Raw genomic sequence first — 25,299 nt, 5'->3', positions numbered from 1 at the left:
CCTGTACTGCCCGTGAAAGGTACAGCGATGCACAACCACTACCGTCGCCGGGTCAGAGGCGCCGTGTTCGCCCTGGCCGCGGCGCTGGCCGCGATATTCCTGCCGCCCGCCGGGAACGCGACCGCGCTCGCCGATCCGTGCGGCACGGGCAGCAACCCGATCGTCTGCGAGAACTCCAAGCCGGGCACGCCCATGCCGGACTGGTTCGCCGGCAGCTCCTGGGGCGACATCGCGGGATTCCCCGCCAAGACGAGCCTCCAGGCCGGCGAGACCCTGCCGTTCAAGGTGCAGTCACCGGCCCCGTACCACGTGAAGATCTACCGTCTGGGCTGGTACGGCGGTGACGGCGCCCGGCTGGTGTCCACGCCGGCGCAGGCCGCCCAGACGTATCCCGCCACCTACGGCACGCAGCGGCCCGCCTGTCTCAAGGACCAGCCGACGGGTCTGATGGACTGCGGCAACTGGCCCACCACCGCGAGCTGGACGGTGCCGGCCGACGCCGTCTCCGGGCTGTACATCGCCAACTTCGACCAGGCCGACGGCAACGGGCTCATGCCGTACCCGTTCGTGGTGCGCAATGACGCCAGCCGCTCCGAGATCCTGGTGCAGACCTCCGACCAGACCTGGCAGGCCTACAACGACTGGGGCGGCACCAACCTGTACGACGGCCAGGGCCCCGCGCCCGACGGGCGTGCGTACAAGGTCAGTTACAACCGGCCGATGGACATCGGCGGCGAGAACGGCATCTACGGCTCCGAGTACATGATGATCGCCTGGCTGGAGCGCAACGGCTACGACCTGAGCTACGTCTCCGGTCTGGACTCCGCCACCCGGGGTGCCACGCTGCTGGCGAACCACAAGATGTTCATGTCCCAGGGGCACGACGAGTACTGGACGCAGGAGCAGTTCACCAACGTGCTCAACGCACGCAAGGCGGGACAGCACCAGACGTACTTCGCGGGCAACGAGATCTTCTGGAAGACCCGCCTGGAGCCGAGCATCGACGGCAGCAACACGGCGAACCGGACACTGGTCTGCTACAAGGAGACCAAGCTCAAGTTCCCGACGCCCAACGGCGTCCCCGACCCGAGCAACGTGTGGACGGGCACCTGGATGGACCCGGACAGCACGAAGGAGGGCGAGCCGTACCGTCCGCAGAACATGCTGACCGGCTCGCTGTTCCAGGTGAACGGCCCGCGCAACGACGCCATCACCGTGCCGGCCGCGTTCGCCAGGATGCGGCTGTGGCGCAACACCTCGGTCGCCGGACTGACCGGCAACCAGGTCGCCACCTTCCCGGCCGGGACGCTCGGCTACGAGTGGAACAGCGACATCGAGAACGCGAGCCGGCCGGCGGGCCAGATCCGGATGTCGTCCACCACGCTCGACATCACCGACGGCAACTACCTCCTCGACTGGGGCAACAACTACGGCAACGGCACCGCCACCCACAGCCTGGTCGCCTTCCGCGACCAGACGTCGAAGGCCCTGGTGTTCGGCACCGGCACCGTGCAGTGGTCCTGGGGCCTGACGAACGTGCCGACCGCCGATCCGGCCGGCGGGGTGGTCACCGAGGACAAGCGGATGCAGCAGGCCACCGTGAACGTCCTCGCCGACATGGGCCTCCAGCCGAAGACCCTGCAGTCCGGCCTGGTCGCGTCCACGGCCTCCACGGACACCACGGGCCCGGCCGTCACGGTCACCAGCCCGGCCGCGAACGCCTCCGTCCCGGCGCTGCGCCCGATCACCGTCACCGGCACCGCCGCCGACTCGGGCGGCGGCGTGGTGGCCCGGGTGGAGGTCTCCACCGACGGCGGCACCACTTGGCGGGCCGCCGAGGGCACCGGCTCGTGGAGCCACACCTGGACCCCGATGAACCAGGGCCCGGTCCAGCTGAAGGTCCGCGCGGTCGACGACAGCGTCAACATCGGCGCCGTGACCACCGTGCCGCTGACCGTCGCCGACCAGCAGTGCCCGTGCACGGTGTGGCCGGCCTCGGCCGCTCCGGCGAAGCCCAACGGCGGCGACGGCAGCTCCGTCGAACTGGGGGTGAAGGTCCGCAGCTCGGTCCCGGGCACCATCACCGGCGTCCGGTTCTTCAAGAGCGCCGCCAACACCGGTACGCACAAGGGCAGTCTGTGGTCCGCCTCCGGTCAGCTCCTGGCCACCGGCACCTTCACGAACGAGACCGCGTCCGGCTGGCAGGAGATGAAGTTCGCCAACCCGGTGCCGGTGAAGGCGAACACCACGTACATCGCCTCGTACTTCGCACCCAACGGCGGATACGCCTTCGACGCCCACTACTTCACCGACAAGGGCGCGGGCCTCGCCCCGCTGACGGCGCTGCAGTCGGGCACCGACGGCGGCAACGGCGTCTACCGCTACGGCGCCACCGGCGGCTTCCCGTCGCAGGCCTCCCCCGGCAGCAACTACTGGGTGGACGCCGTCCTGGAGACCGGCTCGGCGAGCACCGCCCCGCCCGTCGTCACCGGCCGCACCCCGGCCCCCGGCGCGACCGGCGTGGCGATCACCGCCCCGCTGTCCGCGACCTTCGACCGGAGCATCGACAGCGGCACCCTGGTGTTCACGGTGAAGGGGCCCGGCGGCACCGCCGTCCCCGGCCGGGCCACCCTCGACGGCGACGGGAAGACCGCCGCCTTCACTCTCAACAGCCAGCTCGCGCTCGACACCGCCTACACGGTGTCCGTGCAGGCCGCCGACCTGTGGGGCAACGCCATGGCCGCGCCGGTGACCTGGACCTTCACCACGAGCGCCACACCCCCGCCGGCCGCGTGCCCCTGCACCCTGTGGAGCGCGCAGACCGTGCCCGCGAAGGCGGCCGAGACCGGGGACGCCAACTCCCTGGAGCTGGGGACCCGGTTCCGGTCCTCGCTGGCCGGCCAGGTCACCGGGGTCACCTTCTACAAGGGGGCCACCAACACCGGTCCGCACACCGGCAGCCTGTGGACCGACGACGGCACCCTGCTGGCGACCGGCACCTTCACGGACGAGACCGCCACCGGCTGGCAGCGGCTGACCTTCGCCACTCCCGTCCCCATCACGGCCGGGACCACCTATGTCGTGTCGTACCACGCGCCGAAGGGCAACTACGCCGCCGACAGCGGCTACTTCGCCGGGGCCCACCTCAACTACCCGCTGTCCGCACCGGCGGACGCGACGGGAAGCCGCAACGGCCTCTACCGGTACGGCGCCACGACCGTCTTCCCCAACAGCTCCTACAACTCGACGAACTACTGGGTCGGCCCGGTCTTCACGACCGGCTGATCCCGACCGAAATCGGGGAACGCAGCACATGAGCTCTGTCAGCGTCGTGATCCCCTGCTACAAGTACGGCCACTTCCTGGCCGACTGCGTACGCAGCGTGCTCGACGAACAGCCCGGCCTGGACGTGCGGGTCCTGATCATCGACGACGCGTCGCCCGACGACTCGGCGGAGGTGGCCGCGAAGCTGGCCGCCTCCGACCCGAGGATCGAGGTGCGGGTCCACGAGCGCAACAAGGGGCACATCGCCACGTACAACGAGGGCCTGCTGGAATGGGCGGACGGCGACTACGTCGTCCTGCTCTCCGCCGACGACCGGCTGGTCCCGGGGGCGCTGGTGCGGGCCGTCGCCCTGCTCGACGCGCATCCGGAGGCGGGCTTCTGCTACGGCAGGCCGCTGCGCTTCCGGCACGGCGGGCCGCTGCCGGCGGCCCGCACCCGCAGCACCGGCTCGGTGGTCTACCCGGGCCACTGGTGGCTGGAGCGGCGCTTCCGCGAGGGCACGGGCTGCATCACCTCGCCCGAGGTCGTGGTCCGCACCAGCCTGCAGCGGAAGGTGGGCGGCTACGACCCGGAGCTGCCGCACGCCGGCGACATCGAGATGTGGATGCGGCTCGCCGCCCACGCGGACGTGGGCTATGTGCGCGGGGCGGACCAGGCGTTCTACCGGGTGCACGGCGACAACATGTCCACCACGGACTTCGGCGGGCAGCTCGACGACATCCGCCAGCGGCGGGCCGCGTTCGCCGCCGTCCTCGACAAGTGCGCCGACCGGCTCCCGCAGGCCGACCGGCTGGCCGGCCTGGTGCACACCCGCCTCGCCCGGCACGCGCTGCGGCGGGCCTACCGGGCGTACGACCGGGGCCGCACGGACGTGGTGCCGGTCGACGAACTCGTGGCCTTCGCCCGCGAGTGCCGGCCCGACGCCGAGACGCTGCCCGAGTACCGGGCGCTGCGGCTGCGGCGGCGGATCGGCGCGCGGACCATGCCGTACCTCCAGCCGCTGGTGCTGTCGGCGGTGGCCGACCGTGCCCGCGAGTGGCTGTGGTGGCAGTCGTGGAAGCGCCGCGGGATCTAGGGGCCTCGCCTAGGACGCCGCCGGATCTCGTTCGTTCCTCTCCGAAAGAAAGGCACATCCGTGAACTACCGGGTCAAGCCCACCGCCCAGGTCGACGAGAAGGCGGTCGTCGGCGCCGGCAGCAGTGTGTGGGAGCTCGCCCAGATCCGCGAGGACGCCCGCCTCGGCGAGAACTGCGTGGTGGGCCGGGGCGCGTACGTCGGCCCCGGCGTGATCATCGGCGACAACTGCAAGCTGCAGAACCACGCCCTGGTGTACGAGCCCGCGGTGCTCGGCGACGGTGTGTTCATCGGCCCCTCGGTGGTCCTCACCAACGACCACAACCCGCGGGCCGTGGACCCCGACGGGCGGCTGAAGCGGGGCGGCGACTGGGAGCCGGTGGCCGTGCGGATCGGTGACGGGGCCGCCGTCGGCGCCCGCGCGGTGTGCGTCGCGCCGGTGACCATCGGCCGCTGGGCGCTGGTCGCGGCCGGGTCGGTGGTGACCGCCGACGTGCCCGACTTCGCCCTGGTGATGGGCGTCCCGGCCCGGCGGGCGGGCTGGGTCGGCAGGGCGGGCGTCCGGCTGACCGCGCACGCGGAGCGGCCGGGGCTGTGGGAGTGCCCGGAGACCGGTGAGCTGTACGAGGAGCGGGACGGCCGTCTCACGGAGTACGGTGCGGCGCACTGACCTCGCGGCCGGAGCGACGGCGGCGGCGCGCCGTCGCGTACCGCTCCGTCCAGACCACGGCCATCACCCCCGCGAGGGTGCCGAGCAGGCCCACCCCGGCCAGGGCGCGGGTCCGGTTGGGAGGCAGGGCGACGGTGCCGGGGCGGTTGACCAGGTCGACGGTGAGGAGGGCATGGGCGGGCACCCGCTGCTCGCTCTGGAGCGCCTTCAGATGGCGGCCGTAGACCGCGATGATCGACTGCACCACCCGGTCGGCGTCCTCGGGCGCCGGCTGCTCCGCCTCGACCTGCAGGGTGGGGATCGAGTAGTACGGGGTGGCGCTGGTGCCGCTGTTGCGGGGGGTGAGCCGGTAGGTGCCGTGCACCCCCGCCTCGCGCAGCTCGGCGCGTCCGGCCGGGGACTGGAGCCGTTGCACGACCGCGTAGGAGACCATGGCCAGCGAGGGCTGGAGGTTGGTCAGCTGGTTGGGCTGGTTGTCGGTGCGCGGCGGCTTCACCACGAGCACCGCGGAGCTCTGGTAGCGGGGTGCGGGCCGCAGCGCGGGGTAGCAGGCGGCCGCGGTGACGAGCGCGGCGAGGACCAGGACGTACCAGCGGCGCAGCAGCACGCGGGCCAGGCCCTCGGGAGTCAGCGCTCCGGCGTCCGCCGGTTTTGTCAGTGCTTCCGTCGGTCGTTTCGTCGGTCGTTCCGTCAGTGGTTCCATCAGCACCGATACTGGCACCACGGAGGGGAACCGGGGGAGGGTTCGTGAGCATCGCCGAGATCTTCCGCGTGCTGGCCCGGCGTTGGTACGCGATGGTGCCGCTGACCCTGTTGAGTCTGGTCGCGGGCGGCTACCTCTATACGACGGTTCCCGTGACGTACGAGTCGCAGAGCCAGCTGGCCCTGGTCAACTCCAGCCGGGTGGCCCGGCCGGCCCCCAGCTACGGCAATCCGCTGGCGTACGCGAGCGGTTCGCTGATCGGCACGGCCGATGTGCTGATCCGGGCGCTGCAGTCGCCGGAGACGGTGGTGGTGCTGCGCGGCCACGGGGTCACCGACGAGTACGGGGTCGACTTCGCCGCCCAGGCGGAGGGGCCGCTGCTGACCCTGACGGTCAAGGGCGAGGACCGGGACAAGGTCCTGGAGGAGACCAGGACGATCACGGACTACGCCGCCGAGCAGCTTCAGGCCCTTCAGCAGCAGGCCCGGGTTCCGGACGGCTACTACGTGCAGTCGGCGCGGATCGTGCCGCCGCAGAAGCCGGTCTCGCAGCCCAAGTCCCGCTACCAGAAAGTCGCGGCGGTCGTCGTCTTCGGTGTCACCGCGGCCTTCGTGCTCTCCTTCGTGCTGGAGGCCCGGGCGGGGGCCCGCCGCCGGGCGCGGGGCCTGCCGGCCCTCCACGCCACTCCCCCGGTGCCACGGCCGGGGGCGGGCCGGGTGCGCAGGATGCTGTCCCGGCCGCTGGACGCCACCGCGGTCCTCACCGGCTATCTGGCGCTGGCCCTGTTCCTGCCGTCGAACCTGGCGCTGCCCGCGCTCGGCGGCGCCGGCACCCCGGCGAACGTCTTCGCGCTCCTCGGTCTCTTCTGGTACCTGGCGACCTGGTGCTGCGGCCGGATCGCCCCGGCGCCCGGCACCCGCTCGATGCGGACGGTGATCCTGGTGCTGGCCCTCACCGTCCTGATGTCGTACGTGGCGAACCAGGACCGGATCAGCTCCCAGAAGGAGATCCTGGCCGCCGACCGGGGCCTGATCGTGCTGCTGGTGTGGGTGGCGCTGATCGTGCTGACGACGGCCGGGATCCAGGACCGGCAGCGGCTCGACGTGCTGCTGCGCCGGCTGGTCGTGATGGGCTCGGTGGTGGCCGCGCTGGGGCTGTACGACTTCGTCACCGGCACCAACATCGCCGACTCGCTGCGCATCCCGGGCCTGAACTCCAGCGTGGCGAGCGTCGCCGTCCTCGACCGCGGCTCCTTCACCCGGCCCCGTTCGCTCACCGCCCATCCCCTCGAGTTCAGCGGCATGCTGGCGATCCTGCTGCCGTTCGCGATCTGGTACGCCTTCGACCCGGCGCGGCGGCACCTCGGCGGGTTCAAGCGATGGGCGCCGGTGGTGCTGCTCGGTGGCGGGCTGCCGCTGACGGTGTCGCGGACCTCGATCATCGGGATCCTGGTCGTCGTGCTCGTCATGGTGCCGCGGTGGAAGCCCGAGCGGCGCTGGGCGGCCATCGGCATCCTGCTCGGGGCGGTCGCGCTGTTCAAGGTCCTGGTGCCGGGCCTGATCGGCACCATCACGGGGCTGTTCTCGGGGAGCCTCAACAACGCCGACAGCAGCACCCAGGCCAGGACCGTCAAGTACCCCAAGATCTACGAGTACTTCGTGCAGGATCCGGTCTTCGGGCGGGGCTTCGGCACCTTCACCCCGGAGCGCTACTTCTTCACCGACAACCAGTATCTGCTCACGCTCGCCGAGCTGGGCGCGCTCGGCGCCGCCTGTCTGCTGCTCCTGGGGCTCTCCGGGGTGCACAACGGCGGCGCGATCCGCCGGCTCGCCCGCTCCGAGTCGGACCGGGAGCTGGGGCAGGCGTTCTTCGCCTCGGCGATGGTCGCCCTGGTGGTCGGCGCCACCTTCGACACCCTGAGCTTCCCGATGTTCGCGGGGGTGTTCTTCCTGCTCCTCGGGCTGGGTGGGAGCTGTCTCGGCTTCGTACGGCACGAGGCGGCGGGGAAGCCCACGGCCGGCGGCGAAGCCATGCCCGCGGCGCCCGCGCGAGCCGCCCGTACGCCCGACTCCTCTCGTCTCGTGGAGACCCGATGAACCGTCAAGAACCGCAAGGGGTCGGCCCCGTGGTCGTGATCGTCGTCACCTGGAACAGCGCGGAGGTGCTGCCGGGCTTCCTCGACGCGCTTCCCGCCGGGATGAAGGGGCTCGACTGGCGGCTCGTCGTCGCCGACAACGCGTCCTCGGACGACACCGTCGCCGTGGTCCGCGCGCACGCCCCCGAGGCCACCGTCGTGGAGACCGGCCGCAACGGCGGCTATGCCTTCGGCGTCAACGCGGCCCTGCGCGCCGCGACGGAGGACGACGAGGACTACCGGGCCGTGCTGATCTGCAACCCGGACATCCGGATGGGCGAGGGCTGCGCCCAGACGCTGGTGGAGGCCCTCGGCGCCCCGCTGCCGGACGGCGGCCGGGTCGGGATCGCGGTGCCGCTGCTGTACGAGGAGGACGGCGCCCTGATCCACTCGCTGCGGCGGGAGTCGAGCCTGACCCGGGCGCTGGGCGAGGCCGTCCTCGGCAACCGCAGGGCCGGCCGCTTTCCCCGCTGGAGCGAGCTGGTCACGGCTCCGGCCGCGTACGCCGGGCGGACGTGCGCGGACTGGGCCACCGGGGCGCTGATGGCGCTGTCCAGGGAGTGCGTCGAGGCCTGCGGGCCGTGGGACGAGTCCTTCTTCCTCTACTCGGAGGAGACGTCGTACTGCCTGCGGGCCCGGGACCTCGGCCTCGCGACCCGGCTGGAGCCGGCGGCGCGGGCGACCCATCTCGGCGGCGACTCACGGGTCTCGGCCCGCCTGTGGTCGCTGCTGGTGGTGAACCGGGTGCGGCTCTACCGGCGCCGCCACGGCCTGGCGGCCACCGCGGCCTTCCGCGGGGCGGTGCTGCTGCGGGAGCTGTCCCGGGCGGCGCTCGGCCGCGAGCCGGCGCGGGCCGCGGTCGGGGCCCTGCTGCGCGGACCTCAGTCCCGCCACGAGGTGTAGAAGCTCGCGGGGTTCACCAGATAGCGCACCGTGGGCCGGGGCAGGTGGGCCACGCGGTGCCTGCGGGCGTAGCGGCGGATCAGCTCCCAGTCCTCCCGGGGCAGCACCTCGGGGGTGCGCCGCAGTCTGCTGAAGTGCAGGGCGGGGACGCGCCGGGCCACGAAGGCGTTGGTGTCGAGGAAGGCCTCGTGGGCGGCCCTGCGCCGGTCGAAGGGCACCGACAGGACGTCCATGTCGGTGCCGTCGGGCCGTACCCTCCGCAGCGCCGTGTACACGCCGTCGGGGCCGCCCGGGGCCTCCAGGGCGGCGAGCGCCTCCTGGAGGTGGTCGGACTCCCACAGGTTGTCGTCGTCGAGGAAGGCGACGTACGCCGACGAGGTGAGCCGGATGCCGATGTTGCGCACGACGCCCGCCACCCCGGTGTTGCGCGCGAGCGAGACGGAGAACAGCCGGGGGTCGGCGGGGAGTTCGGGGAGCCCGGCGCCGTCGTCGACGACGATGACGACCTGGTCGCGCACGGTCTGCTCCAGGGCGGAGCGCACGGCCCGCAGCAGTGCCTCGGGCCGACGGTGGGTGGCGATGACGGTCGCGACGCGTGCCGTGGGGCGCCGGCCCAGGTGCCGGGCGAGCCGGGCGGTCTCGGCGTCCTCGAAGCGGCGCAGCCGCCGGGCGGTCGGGGCGAGCAGGACCTTGTTGCGCAGTTCGTGGAGCACGAGCCAGCCGAAGAGCCGCTTGAGCAGCTCCCAGGGGCCCCTGACCAGGCTAGGCACGCGCCGTGTTGCGCACGGCCGTCAGCGACTTGGTGAGTCCCGCGACCCGCTCGCTGAGGATCACGGAGCGGGGGAAGAGATAGCGCATCTCGGCGCGGGTGAGCAGCTCGATGTTGATGACCGCGTCCATGCCCTCCTCCGGGGTGGCGGGCCGGCTGTGGGTGAGCGGCCAGTGCCGGACCAGCTTGGCCTGGGCGGCCAGCGGCAGGAACTGGAAGCCGGGTGCGAGGAAGTGCGGCTCCACCGGGAAGTAGCGGTAGGGCGTCTGGACCCAGTGCAGCGGGGCCAGTTGCTCGATGGCGGCGACGAAGCGGCGCCGCTGGCTGGGGCCGCCCACGTGCTCGATGGTGGAGTTGGAGACCACCAGGTCGAACTCGCCCAGCCTGGCGGGGATGCCGGGGTCGGTCACGTCCGCGATCTCCGCGGTGATCCAGTCGGGCAGCTCGGCCGGGTGCGCCTCCAGGTTGACCAGGTGCACGTGCTTCGGCCGGAGCGGGGAACGGAGCCAGTTCTCGGCCGTGCCGCCGAGGTCCACCACCCGCATGCCGTCGATGTGGGGGAAGCAGGACCGGAACCGCTCCCAGCGGGCCGCGCGGAACCGTTCGCCGAGGGAGTCGGGCGCGTCGACGAAACGGTCGCGGAGGGCACGGATGCCGGACATCGCATCAACCACCTGGGGTTCGAGGAAAGCGGGGTGGGGTGGGGGTGGATCGCGGTCAACCGTAGTCGGGGATGAGGGGATTTATCAGGCGGATGCCCGGAACGCGGCCTCGCACTTTACGGGGCCGCGCCGCCCGGCCCTCAGGAGGGCGGTGGCGGTACGACGGGGGTGCCGTCGGCCATCCGGTTGCCGCGCCAGACGTTGCCCTTGCCGGTGGGGTTCCAGTAGGCGACGGCCCCGTATCTGCCGCCCGCCGGGTAGTACTGGGGCGAGAAGACGTTGTCGGTGACCTCGATCCCGGAGGAGTCCTTGCCGCCGGCGTAGAGCGTGTAGGCGCCGCCGGCCAGCCAGTTGTCGTCGACGACCGTCTGGGTGACGGGTGCGCTGTCGGCGAAGAGGCCGATGGCGGCGGAGGCGCCCTTCTCGACCGGGGTCGGGTTGAGCAGCGTGTTGTGCCGGATGATCAGCTTGCCCTTGCCGCCGCCGTTGCTGATGACGGCGTTGGTGTGCTGCCACTCCCCGTCGAGGTTCTTGAAGGGGGTGATGTCGTGGACGTAGTTGTCGTGCAGGTTGCCCTGTCCCATGGACAGGGCGTCGCCGAAGACGGAGATGTCGCAGTGTCCGACCTCGACCGAGCTGGTGCTCATGTTGGAGACCGCGTAGTCCGATCCCCCGTTGTTGGGTCCCTTGCCGGGCACGGCGGTGATGGTGGTGTACAGCACGCGCAGTCCGGAGTAACCGGGGCGCAGGTTGATGCCCCACCAGTTGGTGGAGGTGATGCGGCTGTCGATGACCGTGACGTCGTTGGCGTAGACGTCGAGGGAGCCGGTGATGTCCCAGCCCCGGATGACGGTGCCGTCGGTGCGGATGGCCGCGTTGCCGGTGCTCTGCGGGGTCAGGGTGCTGATCCGCGGGCCGGTGGTGGTGTCGTCGGGATAGCCGCAGGCCCGGGGGCTCGCGCAGCCCTTGGGCGCGGGCGGCTTGCCGTCGGACCTGTCGGCGCCGGGCGGCGGCGAGCCGTCGGCGCCGGGCGCGGTGATGGCCCGGGAGTCGCACAGGGCGGCGCCGCCGAGGCAGAGCGCCTTCTGGCCGAGCCCGGTGAAGGTGAACAGGGAGAACAGCAGGACGGCGCTCAGCAGCGCCGCCCCGAGGACCTTGCGGCGGCCGGGTCGGGCCAGGGGACTCACCTCATCGCTCACGGGCCGGGTCGGCCGGCCGCTTCGGCACCGGTACGGAGGGAACGGCGCGCGCGGCGGCGACCGCGGGCACCTCGGGCGTCTCAGGCACCCCGTGCGCATCAGGCACCCCGTGCGCCTCGGGCGGCCGGTCCGCCGTCGGCTCGTCCGCCCGGCTCCGGCGCCGCCGGGCGAGTACGCCGCGCACCAGTGTGCGGCCGGGCAGCACGCACACGCCGTAACACGCCAGCCCGATGACACACGTGGCGCACAGGGCGGCGATCCCCTCCCCCAGGCGCTGCCGCAGCAGGACGACGGCGACGGCCATGACGGCGCCGCCGAGCACCGGCCGGAGGCAGACCCGGGCGAGCGCGCGGACTGCGACGCCGCCGCGCCGCAGGGCCAGCAGGAAGGCGGGCAGGACGACCGCTCCGGCGACGGCGACATGGCCGGCGCCGACCGTCTCGATGCCACCGGCGCGGGCCGCGAGGATCAGCACCGGGACGAGGGTGACCAGCCAGAGTCCCTGGATGAGCAGGAGCGAGCGGCGCCTGCCGACGGCGACCAGACAGTCGTACGTGAGCTCGGCGGCGATCCGGGCGAGGCCGAGGGCCATCAGCCAGGGCAGCGCCTCGGCGGCGGGCCGCCACTTCGCGCCGTAGACGAGCTCCACGAGGGGTCCGGCGAGCGCGCCGAGCAGCACACAGGCCGGGACGGTGGCGGTCATGAGGACGCCGAGGGCCCGCGCGAAGCCCTCGGAGAGTGCCCTGGGGCTGTCGGCGAGCCGGGAGAAGCCCGCGAAGGAGACCCGGCGGGCGGTCTCGGAGATGACCCGGACCGGCCAGCCGGCCATGTTGAAGGCGAGCATGTAGTAGCCGAGGGCCACGTTGCCGAGGACCGCGCCGACGATCATCGCGTCCGCGTTGACCACGGCGAGGGAGAGGAGGCTGGCGCCGGCCAGCGGCAGTCCGAAGCGCAGCAGCGCCCGTGCCTGGGCGGCGTCCCAGCCGAAGCGGAGGAAGCCGGGGGCGGCGAGCGCGCAGCCCGCCAGGGCCACCACGTTGCCGGCGACGGCGCCGCAGGCGAAGCTCATGGCGCCCCAGCCCTGGAAGGCGAGGACGAGGGTCACGGAGGTGCTGACGACGAAGTTGAGGGCGTCGACGACCATCCGGCGGCCCTGGCGGAACTCACGGGTGAGGACGCCCGCGGGGACCTGCGACAGACCGTCCAGGACCAGGCACAAGCACATCACGCGTAGCACGGCGGTGGCCTCGTCGGAGCCGAGGAGCGCGGCGACGGCGGGGGCCGAGGCGAACAGGAGCAGGTACAGCAGGCCGCTGGAGAGGGCGCTGAGGGTGAGGACGGTCGGCGCGAACCGCCGTACGTTCCCCTCCCAGCGGACGATCGCGAGGGTGACGCCCAGTTCGTTGGCGGCGAGCAGGACCATGAGGACGGTCTGGGCGACCCCGTACACGCCCCAGGCGGCGGGGTCGAGGACGAAGCGGACGAGCACGATGCCGGTGGCGAAGTTGCCGAGCCGCATGACCATGGTGTTGATCAGGCTCCACCGGGTCGCCGAGCGGACCTTGGTCCCCAAGGCCGCCCGGTCGCCGGATGCGGTCTCGGTCTCTGTCTCGGTCTCCACGGCGCGGCCCCTCGTCACTTCACCCAGGACGGCGGGCGCTTGGCGGGGCGCCGCTCGGCGACGGGCAGGACGGGGAGCTGGACCGTGGGCTGGTCGGGCTGCCGCTCGGGGTCGGCGGTGGGCAGGTCCTCGTCCGGCGCGTCCGTGCCCGTCAGCAGACCGTCGGAGAGGTCACCGCCCAGATCGACCGGGCGGGCGGGGCCGGTCGCGGTCGGCTCGGGGTCCGGCTCCGCCCCTGCCTCGGGGGCCGGCTGGGCCTCCTGCCGGTGCCTCGCCGGGGTGCGGCCCCGGCGGCGCGCCTCCGTGAAGAAGGTGGCCACCAGGCTGAGGACGATGCCGAGGCCGGCGCCCATGATCATGTACTGGATCTTGGACTTGAGCTGGGCCTCGGGGTTCTGCGGCGGGACGATCGTGGTGATCCGGATCATGGCGTCCGACGGCACCGCCTGCTCCGCCTGGAGGTCCTCCAGGCGCTGGGCGGTGAACGCCATCAGCGTCTTGTTGCCCTGGAGGACCGCGGCCCGGTCCTCGCCGGTCACGGTGAGCCAGAGCAGCGGCCCCTGGGCGTTGTCCGCGATCTTGGCCTCGTACTTCAGGGTGAGGCCCTGTTCCCTCAGCTCGGCCTTGGACGCGTCGGAGTTGACGTTGCGGGCGAGGCTGTCGGCCATGCCGGTCAGCGAGGGCTCCATGCTGAGGAAGGGGTTGCCGTCCGCCGCCGCCCCCTTGCGGGAGTTGAGCATGGCGACGGTGCTCTGCGACTCGTACGAGACGGGCACGAGCAGCCACGCTCCCACCACGAGCCCGGTGGTGAGCAGCAGCCCGGGCACGAGGACGTACCACCGCCGGCACATGACCCGGAAGATCTCTGCGAGGTCCATGGCGTTCCCCCTTGCGCGCCCCGTGTGGCGGCTGCTCAACTGCCGTCCCGCAGATGAGGATAGGTGGGATCGCGCCGGGTTGTGAGCCCTTCGCGATCACCACGTCTGCGGTTCAACGGTGGTCGGTGGGCCTCGGGCGGGTGCCGGCGGTGCCTCCTTCCAGCAGGACCTCCGCGATGCGCTCGCCCGCCCTTCCGTCCCAGAGCGCCGGGCGGCGCGGCGCGGGCGGATCGGCGAGGAGCCGTACGGCGGTGGCGACGATCCGGTCGGGGTCGCGGCCGGCCAGCACGTTGGTGCCCTGCTCGACGGTGATCGGGCGCTCGGTGTTGTCCCGGAGCGTGACGCAGGGGACGCCGAGGGCGGTGGTCTCCTCCTGGACGCCGCCGGAGTCGGTGAGCACGATCCGGGCGCCCGCCTGGAGGGCGATGAAGTCGAGGTAGCCGGCGGGCGGGACGAGCCGGATGCCGCCGGGCACGCCGAGCGCGTTCAGCTTCTCGGCGGCCCGGGGATGGACGGGCAGGACGAGCGGGCAGTGGGCGGCGACCTCCCCGAGTCCCTTGAGGAGGCCGGCGAGGACCTCGGGGTCGTCGACGTTGGCGGGCCGGTGCAGGGTGACGAGCCCGTACTCGCCTTCCACGAGCCCGAGTTCGGCGAGGGCTCCGGACGCCTTCGCCCGTTCCCGGTTGGCGAACAGGGTGTCGATCATGACGTTGCCGACGACATGGATCTGGTCGTCCCGGTAGCCCTCGGCGCGCAGGTTGTCGGCGGCGTCGTGGGAGGGGGCGAGGAGGTAGTCGCTGACCCGGTCGGTGGCGACCCGGTTGACCTCCTCGGGCATCGACCAGTCGCGGCTGCGCAGTCCCGCCTCGACATGGGCGAGCAGCGGGCCGGCCTTGGCGGTGACCAGGGCGCAGGCGAGGGTGGAGTTGACGTCGCCGACCACGACGACGAGGTCGGGGGCGAGCTCCTCGACGAGCGGTTCGAAGGCGGCCATGACCCGCCCGGTCTGGGTGGCGTGGCTGCCGGAGCCCACGCCGAGGAAGTGGTCGGGCGGGCGCAGGCCGAGGTCGTGGAAGAAGACGTCGTTCATGGCCGGGTCGTAGTGCTGCCCGGTGTGGACGAGGATGACCTCGGCGTCCCTGGCCTCCAGGGCGTCCATCACCGGTTTGATCTTCATGTAGTTGGGTCGCGCGCCCGCGACGCAGATGATCCGCATGGGGGTCAGAGCACCTCGATCCTGGGACCGCTCAGCCGGCGCCGGCAGTCGAGTACGTAGTCGGCGTGGGCCTCGACGAGCCCGTAGTCGAAGGCGTCGTGGTCGGTGAGCAGCACCACCGCGTCGGCTGCGGCGAGCTCCTCCTCGGTGAGGTCGACGCGGGCGAGCCGCTGGTCGACCCGGTGGCCCTCGACCACGTGCGGGTCGGCGGCCCTGACCTCGGCGCCCATGTCGAGCAGGAGCTGGGAGATGCGCAGCGCGGGCGACTCGCGCGCGTCGCCGGTGTTCTTCTTGTAGGCGAGGCCGAGGAGCAGGATGCGGGAGCCGTTGACGGCCCGCTTGCGGGTGTTGAAGGCGCTGACCAGCCGCCGGGTGACGTAGTCCGGCATGTGGTTGTTGATGTCGTTGGCGAGTTCGACGAAGCGGAAGCTCTGGCCGAGTTCGCGCTGGACGCGCCAGGAGAGGTACGAGGGGTCGATGGGCAGGCAGTGGCCGCCGACGCCCGGTCCCGGGGTGAAGCGCATGAAGCCGAAGGGCTTGCTGGAGGCGGCGTCGATGGCCTGCCACACGTCGATGTCGAGGTGGCGGGCGAACATCGCTATCTCGTTGACGAGGGCGATGTTGACGTGCCGGAAGGTGTTCTCCAGGAGTTTGGCGAGCTCGGCCTCCTTGGGCGAGCCGACGGGCACGGTGGTGTCGACGAGTCCGTCGTAGAACTCGCTGACCGCCTTGAGGGAGGCGGCGTCCACGCCGGAGACGACCTTGGGGGTCTGCTCGAAGCCCCAGACGGGGTTGCCGGGGTCGATCCGCTCGGGGCTGTAGCCGAGGTGGAAGTCGGCCCCCGCGACGAGTCCCGAGCCCTCTTCGAGGAGCGGACCGAACAGCTCCTGGGTGGTGCCGGGGTAGGTGGTGGACTCCAGGATCACGGTGGCGCCAGGGCGCAGGTAGCGGGCGAGGGCGCGGGCCGAGTCCTCGATGTAGCGCAGGTCCGGCGTGCCCTCGTGCAGCGGGGTGGGCACGGTGACGACGGCGATGTCGAAGCCGCCGCAGTCGCGTACGGAGTCGCTCGCGCGGTACCTCCCGGCCTCGGCGGCGGCGCGGATGCGTTCCGAGGAGACGTCCTCGACGTACGACTCGCCGGCGGTGAGGCTCTTGACCCGTTCGGCGTCCACGTCGTAGCCGATCACCTCGTGGCCGACCTCGGCGGCCCGGATGGCGAGCGGCAGGCCGACGTATCCCTGTCCCACGACGACGACTCGCATCAGGATTCCCCCCTGGTCACGGTGCTGGCGGTGCTGACGGTCGGCGTACGGCGGAGCAGCTCCCGCCCCGTCATGAGGGCGAAGGAGACGTTGGTGGTGAGGTAGCGGCGGCCGAGGCGGCGGGGTTCCTGGAGGGCGCGGTAGAGCCATTCGAGGCCGAGCCGCTGCCAGCGTTCGGGTGCGCGACGGGTGATTCCGGCCAGGATGTCGAAGGAGCCGCCGACGCCGTGCACGAGGCTCACCTTGCTGCGCTCGCCGTATCCGGCGGTGAAGATCTCCTTCTTGGGCGAGGTCATGCCGAGGAACAGCATGTCGGCGCCGCTGGCGGCGATCGCGTCGGCGATCTCCGGCTGCCGGCTGTCGTCGAAGTAGCCGTTCCGGCTTCCGGCGACCCGCAGGCGGGGGAAGCGGGCGGCGACCCGGTGGAGCATCTTCTCCAGGACGTCCTGCCGGGCGCCGAGGAAGTAGACGGAGAGTCCTTCCCGCTCGGCCTCGGCGAGCAGCCGCGTGAACAGGTCGATGCCGGCGACGCGTTCGGGCAGCGGGCGGCGCAGCAGCCGGCCGGCCCAGACGACGGCCTGGCCGTCGGCGAGGACGAGGTCGCAGCCGGAGACGGCGCGGGCGAGGGCGGGGTCGCGGCGCATGTTGACGAGCTTGGCGGCGTTGACGACGCCTATCTCCAGCCGTTCGCCGGAGCGTACGGCGTCGAGGCAGCGGGCCACGGTCTGGTCCATGGTGAGGGCGTCGAGGGTGACGCCGAACAGGTTCTGGCGTGTCGTCATCTGCCGTTCGCCTCCCCGTCGGTGTCGTGGATGCCGCCCAGCCACGCGTGGAGCATCCAGCCGAACTCGTACGGGCGGCACTCGCGGTCGACGGCGGTGGGGCGGAACACCGCGTCGAGCGGGCCGAGCCGGAGTCCGGGGAGCACGCGGGTGGTGAGGCCGCGGGCGGCGCGCACCGCCTTCCTGGGGTCGCCGCGGTGGACCTTGCGCCAGGTGACGCCGAGGTCGTCGAGGATCATCGGTTCGCTGACGCCGGCGCGGGCGAGTTCGGGGACCTCGGTCATCCAGCGCAGGCCGCGGCGGATCGGCTCGGCGAAGTCGGTGCCGCCGGCCTCGGCGAGGTCGAGCAGGGCGGTGGGGGCCATGGCGTGCTGGTGCACGCTGTAGACGGGGTAGCCCTCGACGACGGTGCCGCGCCGGGCGTCGTAGTGCCACCACCACTGGCCGCCGTCGCCCTGGAGGGCGCAGATGCGGGTGGCGCAGGCGTCGGCGGCGGCCAGGGCCTCGGGGTCGTGGCCGGTGGCGTGGGCGCGGGCGAGAGCTTGCAGGGGGTAGGTCTGGTCGGCGAAGCAGCCGATGTGGGCGCGGTACCAGGGGTTCAGGCCCGGTCCCGTGGCGTGCGGGAAGAGGGGTCCGCCGTCGATCCGGGCGCGCAGCAGCCGGTCGCGGGCGGCGGCGAGGCGGTCCTCCACGTCGAGGGTGCCGCGGGCGGCGGCGAGGGCGGAGAGCACCCAGGCGGCCTCGACGGTGTACTGGGGCCGGCCGGGCGGGTCGAGGGCGGTGACCCGGTCGAGCGCGTCGGAGAGCTTGGGGTGGCCGGTCTCGGCGGCGGCCCAGGCGACGAGGGCGGCGTCGCCGAGGTTGCGCACCCCGGGCAGCCGCTCGATCAGCAGGCCGGTGAACTCCTCGGCGGTGCGGCCGCCGAGGACGGCGCGCTGCCGGTCGGTGGGCAGGAAGCGGGTGCCGAGCACGGTGATGGCGGCGTAACGGATGCTGGTGCCGCGCTGTTCGAGGGTCCACGAGCTGTCGCCCGTTCCGTCACCCGCGCCGTCGCCCGCGCCTTCGCCCGTGGGGCGCCCGGCCCGGGTGAAGACGAAGCCGGTGCCGTCGGGCAGGAGCATCCGCGGGAGTCCGCGCTCGGCCACCGTGAGCAGGCGGGTGGCGAGGTCATGGAGCGGACGGTCCGCCCGCGCCAGCTGTCTCATCCGTGAACTGCGTGGATCTTCGGGTGTGTTGGCAGGACGAACGGACACACCCACCCCCCTCGGGTCGGTCCGGGCCAGAGCGGCTGGTCCGGGTCGGCTGACTGTTCGGCCGGCTCTCGGCCGGCCGTAGCGGAAATGGCGGTACGGCGATCTGCCGCGCGGCGCGTGGCGGCACGGCGCGGGACGGCACGGCGCAGAACGGAATCGCGGCATCCCGGGGGATGCCGCCGCGCGTGCCGGCGCGACTATCCGGCGGACGCCCGGTTCACGGGCAGGCCGGTGCGCGATCGGTCCCGGACGTCACGACCCCGGGCATGATGATCTTGATGAGCATGATGAGAAGGACAGTCGGCGTCGAAGCGTCGGCGCTTCGGCCTCCTGCCGGTGAAACCCCCCACGGACACCCCCTGCGCACAGCGCGAACGTTGTGCTCAACTCGCAGCGTACAACGGGAAGATAGGCGCACAACACGGTGACGATGAGGCCTTTCGCGGAATTGGTGCCAAGCGGTCGCGAAGCCGCACCGATCGCGCCGTTCCGGCGGACGTCCGGCGTTACAGTGGGCGCGCGTCCACCGTTCACGGCAGTGGGGGGTCCTCGACTGTGTACCTGGCCGATCGCTCCGCACCGCGCGGGACGACCGCCGCGCCCGACCGCGCCCGCGGCACGGTCCGGGCGGTCTCCCCGACCGTCCTGGCACTCGGCACGGTCAGCCTGGTCACGGACGTCTCGACCGAGATGGTCACGGCCGTCCTGCCGCTGTACCTGGTGATGGGGCTCGGGCTCAGTCCGCTGGGCTTCGGCGTGCTCGACGGGATGCAGAACGGGGTGAGCGCGCTGGTGCAGCTCACCGGCGGCCATCTCGCCGACCGGGTGCGGAACCACAAGCTGGTGGCCGGGATCGGTTACGGCCTGTCGGCGCTGTGCAAGCCGCTGCTGCTGTTGCCCCACCTCGGCGCGCTGGGCGCGGCCCTCGCGCTCGACCGTACGGGCAAGGGGCTGCGCACCGCCCCGCGGGACGCGCTGATCTCCCTGTCCGTCCCTCCGGAGCGGCAGGGCCGGGCCTTCGGCGTGCACCGGGCGATGGACACCACGGGGGCGCTGCTCGGTCCGATCCTCGCGTTCCTCATCCTCGGGGTGGCCGCGGGCGGTTACGACGCGGTGTTCGCCGTCAGCGGCTGCGTGGCGGCGCTCGGCGTGCTGGTGCTGATTCTTTTCGTACCGAGCGGAAAGAAGTCCGCGGCCGGCGGCGGGGAGGTGCCGGAGGCGGCTCCCGGGGCGCGGGCCTCGGGGACGGGGGAAGCGGGACCCGGCGGCGGGGCCGGCCCCGGGGGCGGGTCGGGCTCCGGGGGCGGGTCGGGCCCCGGGGGCGGGGAGGCCGAGCCGGCGCGGGTGGATCTGCGGGCGGCGTTCGGGCTGCTGCGGGCCCGGCGGCTGCGGGCGCTGTTCGCCTGCGCGGTACTGCTCGGTCTGACCACCGTCAGCGACGCCTTCCTCTACCTGCTGGTGCAGCGCCGCACGGGGATCGACGAGCAGCTGTTCCCGCTGCTTCCGCTCGGCACGGCGGCGGTGTTCCTGCTGTTCGCCCTGCCGGCCGGGCGGCTCGCCGACCGGGTGGGGCGCCGGGCGGTGTTCCTCGCCGGGCACGCCGGTCTGCTGCTCGCGTACGCGCTGCTGCTCTGGGCGCCGGCCACGCCCGCCCTGCCGTATCTGGTCCTGGTGCTGCACGGGCTGTTCTACGCCGCCACCGACGGCGTGCTGCCCGCGGCGGTCGCCGCCGTGGTGCCCGAGCGGCTGCGGGCCAGCGGTATCGCCCTGGTCGGCACCGGCCAGGCCCTGGCCCGCTTCTGCTGTTCCCTGGCCTTCGGTGCGGCCTGGGCGGCGTGGGGCGACGGCCCGGCGCTCGCCGCGGCGGCCGCGGGACTCGTCTGCTGCGCGACGGTCGCGGGTGCCGTCCTGCGGCCCGCCCGGCCCTCACGTCCCGCGCGCCTCACGGGAGATCCGCGATGACCCTCACTCCGCTGCGCCGCCTGCTGGTCCTCGCCGCCGGGGTCCTGCTCCTCGCGGGCATCGGCACCTGGTCCGTGCTCTCGGCCGCGGAGCGTGCCACCGAGGAGAACAGGCCCCGCCCGGGCGGCCCGGCCTTCGCGAGCGGGACCGTCACCCTGGACGAGCCGGGCCGTCTGGTCTTCCGCAGCACGGCCGCGGGCCCGCACCGCGACCGGCTCGTCTCGGTCCCGGCCGGCGCCCCGGCCGGCGCGACCCGCACCGCCTCGGACGTCAGCTGTCTGCGCTTCCACGCGGCGGCCGGCACCGGGGTCTGCCTGCAGTCCACCACCGTCCTCGGCCGCCCGTCCTATCGCGCCCTGGTCCTGGACGCGCGGCTGCGCACGCTCAGGACCTATCCCCTGGCCGGCATACCGAGCCGCGCCCGGATCTCCCCCAGCGGCCGGCTGGCCGCCTGGACCGTCTTCGTCAAGGGCGAGTCGTACGGGACCGCCTTCTTCTCCACCCGTACGGCGATCCTCGACACCCGCGGCTGGAAGCTCGCAGCGAACCTGGAGGAGTTCACGGTCGTCCTGGACGGCCGCCCCTACCGCAACCGGGACGTCAACTTCTGGGGCGTGACCTTCGCGGCCGACGACGACACCTTCTACGCCACCCTGAGCACCCGCGAACAGACCTATCTGGTCCGCGGCTCCCTCGCGGCCCGTACGGTCACGACCCTGACCCGGAACGTCGAGTGCCCCTCGCTGTCGCCCGACGGCACCCGTGTCGCGTACAAGAAGCGGGTCCTCGGCACGGCCGCGCTCTGGCGCGAACACGTCCTCGATCTGCGCACCCTGAGATCCACCCCGCTCGCCGAGCGCCGCAGCGTGGACGACCAGGCCGTGTGGCTGGACGACGCGACCCTGGCGTACGCGCTCCCGGCGGAGACCGGTGCGCGCACCGACGATGTCTGGACCGTCCCGGCCGACGGTGGCGGAACGCCCCGTGTCCTCCTGAAGAGTGCCCTGGCCCCGCCCGCACCGGTCCGGTGAGGTGGCGGCTCCGGCCCAGGGGTTGACCGGAGCCGCCACGGTGCACACGCGCGAGGCGCGGTGCGTGCCGTTCACACACAAGGGCCGTCTGAGGAGGAGGGGGCGACCCTGAGGTGTTTCATGCGTGCCCGTGGGGGCGCTCTCAAGTAAATATACTTACTGCCGAGAAAGCAAGAGAATGAAAATTTTCATGCATTCCGGAGGTGCGGGGCGCCCTCGTCCGCATCCGGAGCGAGAGGGTCCGGGCTCAGTCGTCCAGGAAGAAGTCGTGCTGGTCCGCCGCCTGCTCGTACTTCTCCAGGCGGGTCTGCGTGCGCTCCGGATCCGCGTCCGCCATGGCCTGGAGGATGGCCGCGGACAGCACCCCCGGCGCCGCGTACGAGTCGAAGACGAGCCGTGACCCGGTGCCCGCGGTGAACACCACGTCGGCCTCGTCGACGAGCGGGCCGAACGCCAGGTCGGTGATCAGCGCGACCCGCAGCCCGGCGGCGCGCGCGGCGCGGACGACGGCGAGGGTCTCCTTGGCGTGCCGGGGCATCGCGAAGGCCAGCACCCAGGTGCCGCCCGCCTCGCGGGCCTGGAGCAGTCCGTCGTAGGCGACGCTGCCGCCGCGCGTCACCACCCGGACGTCCGGGTGGATGCGCCGCGCGGCGTACGCGAAGTACTCGGCGAGGGAGACGGAGATCCGCAGGCCGAGGACCGTCAGGGGCACGGACCGGGCCAGCTCGCGGCCGATGTCCAGGATCCGGTCGGGGTCGGCGAACACCCCGCGCCGCAGGGCCGTGAGGTTCTCGATCTCGGCGTCCACGGCCGACTGGAGCTCATTGCGGAGCCGCCCCTCGCCCTCGGCCTCGCCCGGCGCGCCGGCGACCGCGCTGAGCGCGATGGGCTGGAGGGCTTCCCGCAGGGCCGGATAGCCGCTGAACCCGAGGGACGCGGCGAACCGGGTCACGGAGGGCTGGCTGACCCCCACCCGCTCCGCGAGCTCGGTGATCGACAGGAACGCGGCCTCGGTCAGGTGGTCGATCAGGAACTGGGCGATGCGGCGCTGACCCGGCGAGAGCCGGTGCCCGCCGAAGAGGGCCCGCACCCGCTCGGCGGGAGACCCCGCCTCCGCCTCCGCCTCGGCTTCCGCGTGGGCGTCCGCCGAGCGTCTGCCCGGGGTGATCGCGGCCGCCTGTGCGCGCGCCTGCTGCCCAGATGGCACGGGGTGCCTCCTTCTCGTCTCGCTGCTGCCCAAGATAGTTCACGGCGTGGGGCAGCCCGGGTGCGAGACGCCGGGAGGCACCCCGTGGAGGCACCACCGGGCCGGGCGGGGGGGGCGCGTACGCCCGGAGGTCAGGAGCGGTGCGGCGTCGCCGGCCCGGAGGTCACCGGCGGGCCGGGCGGCGGGGTGCGCACCGCCCGGAGGTCAGGGGCTGTGCGGCGCAGACGGCCCGAGCCTCGGGGCGGGTGCGGGTTCCGCCGGCTCCCGTGCCCTCTCAGGGGTGCAGCAGGGGCAGGCCCACCTCGGCCCACAGGGCACGCGGGACAGCGGGCCGGTCCCCGGAGGCGGGCCCGTCCCCGGAGACCTTCTCCTCGGTACGCCAGACCCTGGCCGGGACGGCGGAGCCGGGCGCGGGCGAGCCGTCGCCGACCGTCGGCCAGCCCGGGTCTCCGGTGGCGGCGAAATCGGCCCATGCCCGCACCATGCGGTCGGCCAGTTCCCGGTCCGGCGCGGTGGGCGCGCCGCCGATGAGGAAGGCCAGACGCTCGTCGTCGAGATTGCCGAAGGCGAAGGGGATGTCCGCACAGTGCCAGGCGCGGACGACTCCGTCCGGGCCGGTGCGCCGCCGGTCGAAACGCGACAGGAACGCGCGGCCGCCGGCCCTGGCGTGGAGTTCGGCGAGCCGGTTGCCGAACTCGCCGAACAGCAGGTCGCCGTAGAGGGCGAGATAGACGTCGAGGACCGGGGCGTCGGGCATGGCGGCGCGATAGCCGGCCACGAGCTCGCCGGGCAGGGTGAAGTCCGCGGCGAAACGGTCGAGTTGTCCGGCGGTGGTGACCTTCGCGCTGCTGCCGACGGCGTCGAGCAGCCAGTACTCCTCGGTGGTGTGGCAGACCAGCAGGTCCACATGGGCGGTCAGGCCCTCGGCGATCCCCGTGAGCGGGTCGGTCGGCAGCACGTCGCCGTCGAGGACCGGCGCGTAGAGCGAGGGGTCGTAGTGGCGGGAGCCGGAGGCGGGGTCGCGCCGGTAGCGGTCGACCACCCGGTCGGAGGCGGCGACCAGGGCCTCGGGAGTCGAGGAGGTCAGGCCCTCGGGCGTGGCGGGACAGCCGGCCGCCGCGGCGACCTCACGGGTGGTGGCCGCGGCGGTCTCCGGCAGGTAGCAGGGGCTGGCCGGGCTGTGCAGGACGGCGCGGTGGAACAGGCCGCGGGCGCGCTCCATGACCATCAGGCAGGCGGCGGAGGCGGCCCCGGAGGACTGTCCGGCGATCGTGACGTTGCCGGGGTCGCCCCCGAAGGCGGCGATGTTGTCCCGCACCCAGCGCAGCGCCGCGACCTGGTCGAGCAGTCCTCGGTTGTCCGGATACGGAGTCGCTCCGCCCGCCGGGACATGGCCGAAGCCCTCGAAGCCCAGCCGGTAGTTGAGGGTGACCACGACGAGGCCGGCGCGGGCCAGCGCCGTACCGTCGAAGTCGGGCTGGGCCGACGATCCGAAGGTGTAGGCCCCGCCGTGGATCCAGACCAGGACCGGCAGACGACGCCCGCCGTCCAGGGCCGAGGCCGAAGCCGGGGCCGGGGTCCATATGTTGACGGTGAGGATGTCCTCGTCGCCCGGAGACCACACGGGCGCTCCGGGCAGCTCCGCCGACTGGGGCGCCACCGGGCCGAATCGCGTGCCGTCCCGCACTCCGGTCCACGCCGCCGGCGGAAGGGGTTCTCGGAAGCGGTGGGCGCCGAAGGGCGGGGCGGCGTAGGGGATGCCGAGGACGGCGACGACATCGGCGGAGGCCCGGAACCCCCGGACCGCGCCGTTCTCCGTCGTGAAGATGTCCATCGGAACCGCCTCTCGTCACACGCCGAATCGCCCCTGGTCAGGCTGTGATCAAGCGTCCCATCACCCGGCACGCCGGCGCCAACACCAAGATCACCTCGATTGACGCGACGCCGATGTCAATGCGGCGGGGATGTGGGCGCACCGAGGATGTCAGCGCGACGAGTCGTGGCCGATGAGATGGAGGAAACGGTCCGGCAGCGCGTTCAGCCACCCCGTCCGTTCCGCGGCGATCTCCTTCAGCCGGGCCTGGTCGCTGCGGGCGACGAGATGGCCCATGTAGCGCTCGTTGAAGCGGGCGTACTCCTGGTGCAGGGTGCGCAGCGCCCGTGCCACCGCGCGCTCGGGTGCGCCGACGAGCAAGGCGAGCGAGCCGGTGTGCTGCTTCCACCGCCCTTCGACGGCCTGGCGGAGCAGGCCGTCGAGTTCCCCGGCCCGGCCGATGACGCCCAGCAGTTCCTCCGATTCCATGCCCAGGGCGTCCGCGAGGAGCAGCGTCTGCCGGTCGGTCCCGCGCCAGCGGTGGTCGCTTTCGACGCGGGCGTAGTCGTGCGGGTCCATGCCGATGCGCCGGGCCAGCCGCTCGGCGGTGAACTGCCGGGCCAGGCGGTGCTCGCGCAGCGATCGCGGCGTCAGGTCCATGAGCACGGGGACGGGACACCACAGCGCGTCGGCCAGCGCGAAGAGTTCGGTCTCCGAAGGCGGCATCGCCCCCGACTCCCAGGCCAGGAGTGCTTGCACCGGGCGGTAGAGGCCCAGCTGCGCCATGGCGGCGACGGCCTGTTCGGGGGTCAGGCCGATACGGAGACGGGCGGCCCTGGCCTGGACGGGTGAGAACGGAGGGTGGGACACGTGCG

Annotated in this window: 20 protein-coding genes; 7 read left to right on the top strand and 13 right to left on the bottom strand. The window is 72.9% G+C overall.

Translation table 11 applies throughout. The features are described 5' to 3' along the window. The first annotated feature begins 27 nt into the window (after window positions 1–27). From ACFY7C_RS16720 to ACFY7C_RS16710, 3 genes are read left to right on the top strand one after another with little or no spacing between them, the layout of a single operon-like run. On the top strand, window positions 28–3,285 hold the full coding sequence (locus ACFY7C_RS16720) for a DUF4082 domain-containing protein (RefSeq protein ID WP_389650285.1): 3,258 nt from the start codon (window positions 28–30) through the stop codon (window positions 3,283–3,285). Window positions 3,286–3,313: 28 nt separating this feature from the next. Then, the gene (locus ACFY7C_RS16715) at window positions 3,314–4,360 is read left to right on the top strand and encodes a glycosyltransferase family 2 protein (protein WP_389650282.1); all 1,047 of its coding nucleotides are present in this window, start codon (window positions 3,314–3,316) and stop codon (window positions 4,358–4,360) included. A 60-nt stretch (window positions 4,361–4,420) separates the two neighbouring features. Then, a complete protein-coding gene (locus ACFY7C_RS16710) occupies window positions 4,421–5,029 on the top strand; it encodes an acyltransferase (RefSeq protein ID WP_389650279.1) in 609 nt (202 codons plus the stop codon). Here ACFY7C_RS16710 and ACFY7C_RS16705 read toward each other — a convergent pair. Further along, on the bottom strand, window positions 5,004–5,732 hold the full coding sequence (locus ACFY7C_RS16705; protein ID WP_389650276.1) for a hypothetical protein: 729 nt from the start codon (window positions 5,730–5,732) through the stop codon (window positions 5,004–5,006). The two genes, ACFY7C_RS16710 and ACFY7C_RS16705, sit on opposite strands and share 26 nt — an antisense overlap. 44 nt (window positions 5,733–5,776) lie before the next feature. Here ACFY7C_RS16705 and ACFY7C_RS16700 point away from each other — a divergent pair, with 44 nt between their 5' ends. Continuing rightward, window positions 5,777–7,828, top strand: a complete 2,052-nt coding sequence (locus tag ACFY7C_RS16700; RefSeq protein ID WP_389650272.1) for an O-antigen ligase family protein — start codon at window positions 5,777–5,779, stop codon at window positions 7,826–7,828. Further along, window positions 7,825–8,769 carry a glycosyltransferase gene (locus tag ACFY7C_RS16695; protein ID WP_389650269.1) on the top strand — a complete coding sequence of 315 codons (945 nt, stop codon included), beginning with the start codon at window positions 7,825–7,827 and terminating at the stop codon, window positions 8,767–8,769. The genes ACFY7C_RS16700 and ACFY7C_RS16695 overlap by 4 nt, the downstream gene beginning before the upstream one ends. Here ACFY7C_RS16695 and ACFY7C_RS16690 read toward each other — a convergent pair. The 9 genes from ACFY7C_RS16690 to ACFY7C_RS16650 form a co-directional block, all read right to left on the bottom strand. After that, a complete protein-coding gene (locus tag ACFY7C_RS16690) occupies window positions 8,748–9,539 on the bottom strand; it encodes a glycosyltransferase family 2 protein (protein WP_389650266.1) in 792 nt (263 codons plus the stop codon). The genes ACFY7C_RS16695 and ACFY7C_RS16690 overlap by 22 nt on opposite strands. Beyond that, window positions 9,532–10,200 (bottom strand): class I SAM-dependent methyltransferase, encoded by a 669-nt coding sequence (locus tag ACFY7C_RS16685; protein WP_389650263.1) that lies wholly within the window; start codon window positions 10,198–10,200, stop codon window positions 9,532–9,534. Before ACFY7C_RS16685 ends, ACFY7C_RS16690 begins: the two co-directional genes overlap by 8 nt. A 140-nt stretch (window positions 10,201–10,340) precedes the next feature. Continuing rightward, entirely contained in the window at window positions 10,341–11,399 is a 1,059-nt protein-coding gene (locus tag ACFY7C_RS16680; RefSeq protein ID WP_389650260.1) for a hypothetical protein, read from the bottom strand. Next, on the bottom strand, window positions 11,389–13,020 hold the full coding sequence (locus tag ACFY7C_RS16675) for an oligosaccharide flippase family protein (protein WP_389650257.1): 1,632 nt from the start codon (window positions 13,018–13,020) through the stop codon (window positions 11,389–11,391). Before ACFY7C_RS16675 ends, ACFY7C_RS16680 begins: the two co-directional genes overlap by 11 nt. 14 nt (window positions 13,021–13,034) lie before the next feature. Continuing rightward, window positions 13,035–13,898 (bottom strand): chain length determinant protein, encoded by an 864-nt coding sequence (locus ACFY7C_RS16670; RefSeq protein ID WP_389650254.1) that lies wholly within the window; start codon window positions 13,896–13,898, stop codon window positions 13,035–13,037. 112 nt (window positions 13,899–14,010) lie between these two features. Continuing rightward, window positions 14,011–15,114: a non-hydrolyzing UDP-N-acetylglucosamine 2-epimerase gene (gene wecB / locus ACFY7C_RS16665; RefSeq protein WP_389650251.1), complete on the bottom strand. Its 1,104-nt coding sequence runs from the start codon at window positions 15,112–15,114 to the stop codon at window positions 14,011–14,013. A 5-nt stretch (window positions 15,115–15,119) separates the two neighbouring features. Further along, a complete protein-coding gene (locus ACFY7C_RS16660; RefSeq protein ID WP_389650249.1) occupies window positions 15,120–16,376 on the bottom strand; it encodes a nucleotide sugar dehydrogenase in 1,257 nt (418 codons plus the stop codon). After that, entirely contained in the window at window positions 16,376–17,158 is a 783-nt protein-coding gene (locus ACFY7C_RS16655) for a WecB/TagA/CpsF family glycosyltransferase (protein ID WP_389650246.1), read from the bottom strand. The genes ACFY7C_RS16660 and ACFY7C_RS16655 overlap by 1 nt, the downstream gene beginning before the upstream one ends. Next, window positions 17,155–18,363 carry a hypothetical protein gene (locus ACFY7C_RS16650; protein WP_389650243.1) on the bottom strand — a complete coding sequence of 403 codons (1,209 nt, stop codon included), beginning with the start codon at window positions 18,361–18,363 and terminating at the stop codon, window positions 17,155–17,157. The genes ACFY7C_RS16655 and ACFY7C_RS16650 overlap by 4 nt, the downstream gene beginning before the upstream one ends. A gap of 603 nt (window positions 18,364–18,966) precedes the next feature. Between ACFY7C_RS16650 and ACFY7C_RS16645 the strand changes: the two genes are divergently transcribed. Together ACFY7C_RS16645 and ACFY7C_RS16640 are read left to right on the top strand one after the other, a co-directional pair. Continuing rightward, a complete protein-coding gene (locus tag ACFY7C_RS16645; protein WP_389650241.1) occupies window positions 18,967–20,373 on the top strand; it encodes an MFS transporter in 1,407 nt (468 codons plus the stop codon). Next, window positions 20,370–21,404 (top strand): TolB-like translocation protein, encoded by a 1,035-nt coding sequence (locus ACFY7C_RS16640; protein ID WP_389650238.1) that lies wholly within the window; start codon window positions 20,370–20,372, stop codon window positions 21,402–21,404. Before ACFY7C_RS16645 ends, ACFY7C_RS16640 begins: the two co-directional genes overlap by 4 nt. A 247-nt stretch (window positions 21,405–21,651) precedes the next feature. Here the strand turns inward: ACFY7C_RS16640 and ACFY7C_RS16635 are convergent, their stop codons facing one another. From ACFY7C_RS16635 to ACFY7C_RS16625, 3 genes are all read right to left on the bottom strand, one after another. After that, window positions 21,652–22,611, bottom strand: a complete 960-nt coding sequence (locus ACFY7C_RS16635) for a MurR/RpiR family transcriptional regulator (protein WP_389650235.1) — start codon at window positions 22,609–22,611, stop codon at window positions 21,652–21,654. A 274-nt stretch (window positions 22,612–22,885) separates the two neighbouring features. Beyond that, window positions 22,886–24,445 (bottom strand): carboxylesterase/lipase family protein, encoded by a 1,560-nt coding sequence (locus ACFY7C_RS16630; protein ID WP_389650232.1) that lies wholly within the window; start codon window positions 24,443–24,445, stop codon window positions 22,886–22,888. 150 nt (window positions 24,446–24,595) lie between these two features. Then, window positions 24,596–25,294, bottom strand: coding sequence for a helix-turn-helix transcriptional regulator (locus ACFY7C_RS16625; RefSeq protein ID WP_389650229.1), 699 nt, complete (start codon window positions 25,292–25,294; stop codon window positions 24,596–24,598). Window positions 25,295–25,299 lie beyond the last annotated feature (5 nt).

Origin of the sequence: Streptomyces sp. NPDC012769 (genome assembly GCF_042901205.1) — a bacterium.
Lineage (GTDB): Bacteria > Actinomycetota > Actinomycetes > Streptomycetales > Streptomycetaceae > Streptomyces.
Note: the sequence above shows the minus strand (reverse complement) of the source record. Positions and strands in the feature narration are given on the sequence as shown.

Excerpts from the sequence above, each read along its gene's own strand:
- ACFY7C_RS16720 (WP_389650285.1), top strand. The coding sequence starts at position 28 with ATGCACAACCACTACCGTCGCCGGGTCAGAGGCGCCGTGTTCGCCCTG.
- ACFY7C_RS16715 (WP_389650282.1), top strand. The coding sequence starts at position 3,314 with ATGAGCTCTGTCAGCGTCGTGATCCCCTGCTACAAGTACGGCCACTTC.
- ACFY7C_RS16705 (WP_389650276.1), bottom strand. The coding sequence starts at position 5,732 with ATGGAACCACTGACGGAACGACCGACGAAACGACCGACGGAAGCACTG.
- ACFY7C_RS16695 (WP_389650269.1), top strand. The coding sequence starts at position 7,825 with ATGAACCGTCAAGAACCGCAAGGGGTCGGCCCCGTGGTCGTGATCGTC.
- ACFY7C_RS16685 (WP_389650263.1), bottom strand. The coding sequence starts at position 10,200 with ATGTCCGGCATCCGTGCCCTCCGCGACCGTTTCGTCGACGCGCCCGAC.
- ACFY7C_RS16670 (WP_389650254.1), bottom strand. The coding sequence starts at position 13,898 with ATGGACCTCGCAGAGATCTTCCGGGTCATGTGCCGGCGGTGGTACGTC.
- wecB (WP_389650251.1), bottom strand. The coding sequence starts at position 15,114 with ATGCGGATCATCTGCGTCGCGGGCGCGCGACCCAACTACATGAAGATC.
- ACFY7C_RS16660 (WP_389650249.1), bottom strand. The coding sequence starts at position 16,376 with ATGCGAGTCGTCGTCGTGGGACAGGGATACGTCGGCCTGCCGCTCGCC.
- ACFY7C_RS16655 (WP_389650246.1), bottom strand. The coding sequence starts at position 17,158 with ATGACGACACGCCAGAACCTGTTCGGCGTCACCCTCGACGCCCTCACC.
- ACFY7C_RS16650 (WP_389650243.1), bottom strand. The coding sequence starts at position 18,363 with ATGAGACAGCTGGCGCGGGCGGACCGTCCGCTCCATGACCTCGCCACC.
- ACFY7C_RS16640 (WP_389650238.1), top strand. The coding sequence starts at position 20,370 with ATGACCCTCACTCCGCTGCGCCGCCTGCTGGTCCTCGCCGCCGGGGTC.
- ACFY7C_RS16630 (WP_389650232.1), bottom strand. The coding sequence starts at position 24,445 with ATGGACATCTTCACGACGGAGAACGGCGCGGTCCGGGGGTTCCGGGCC.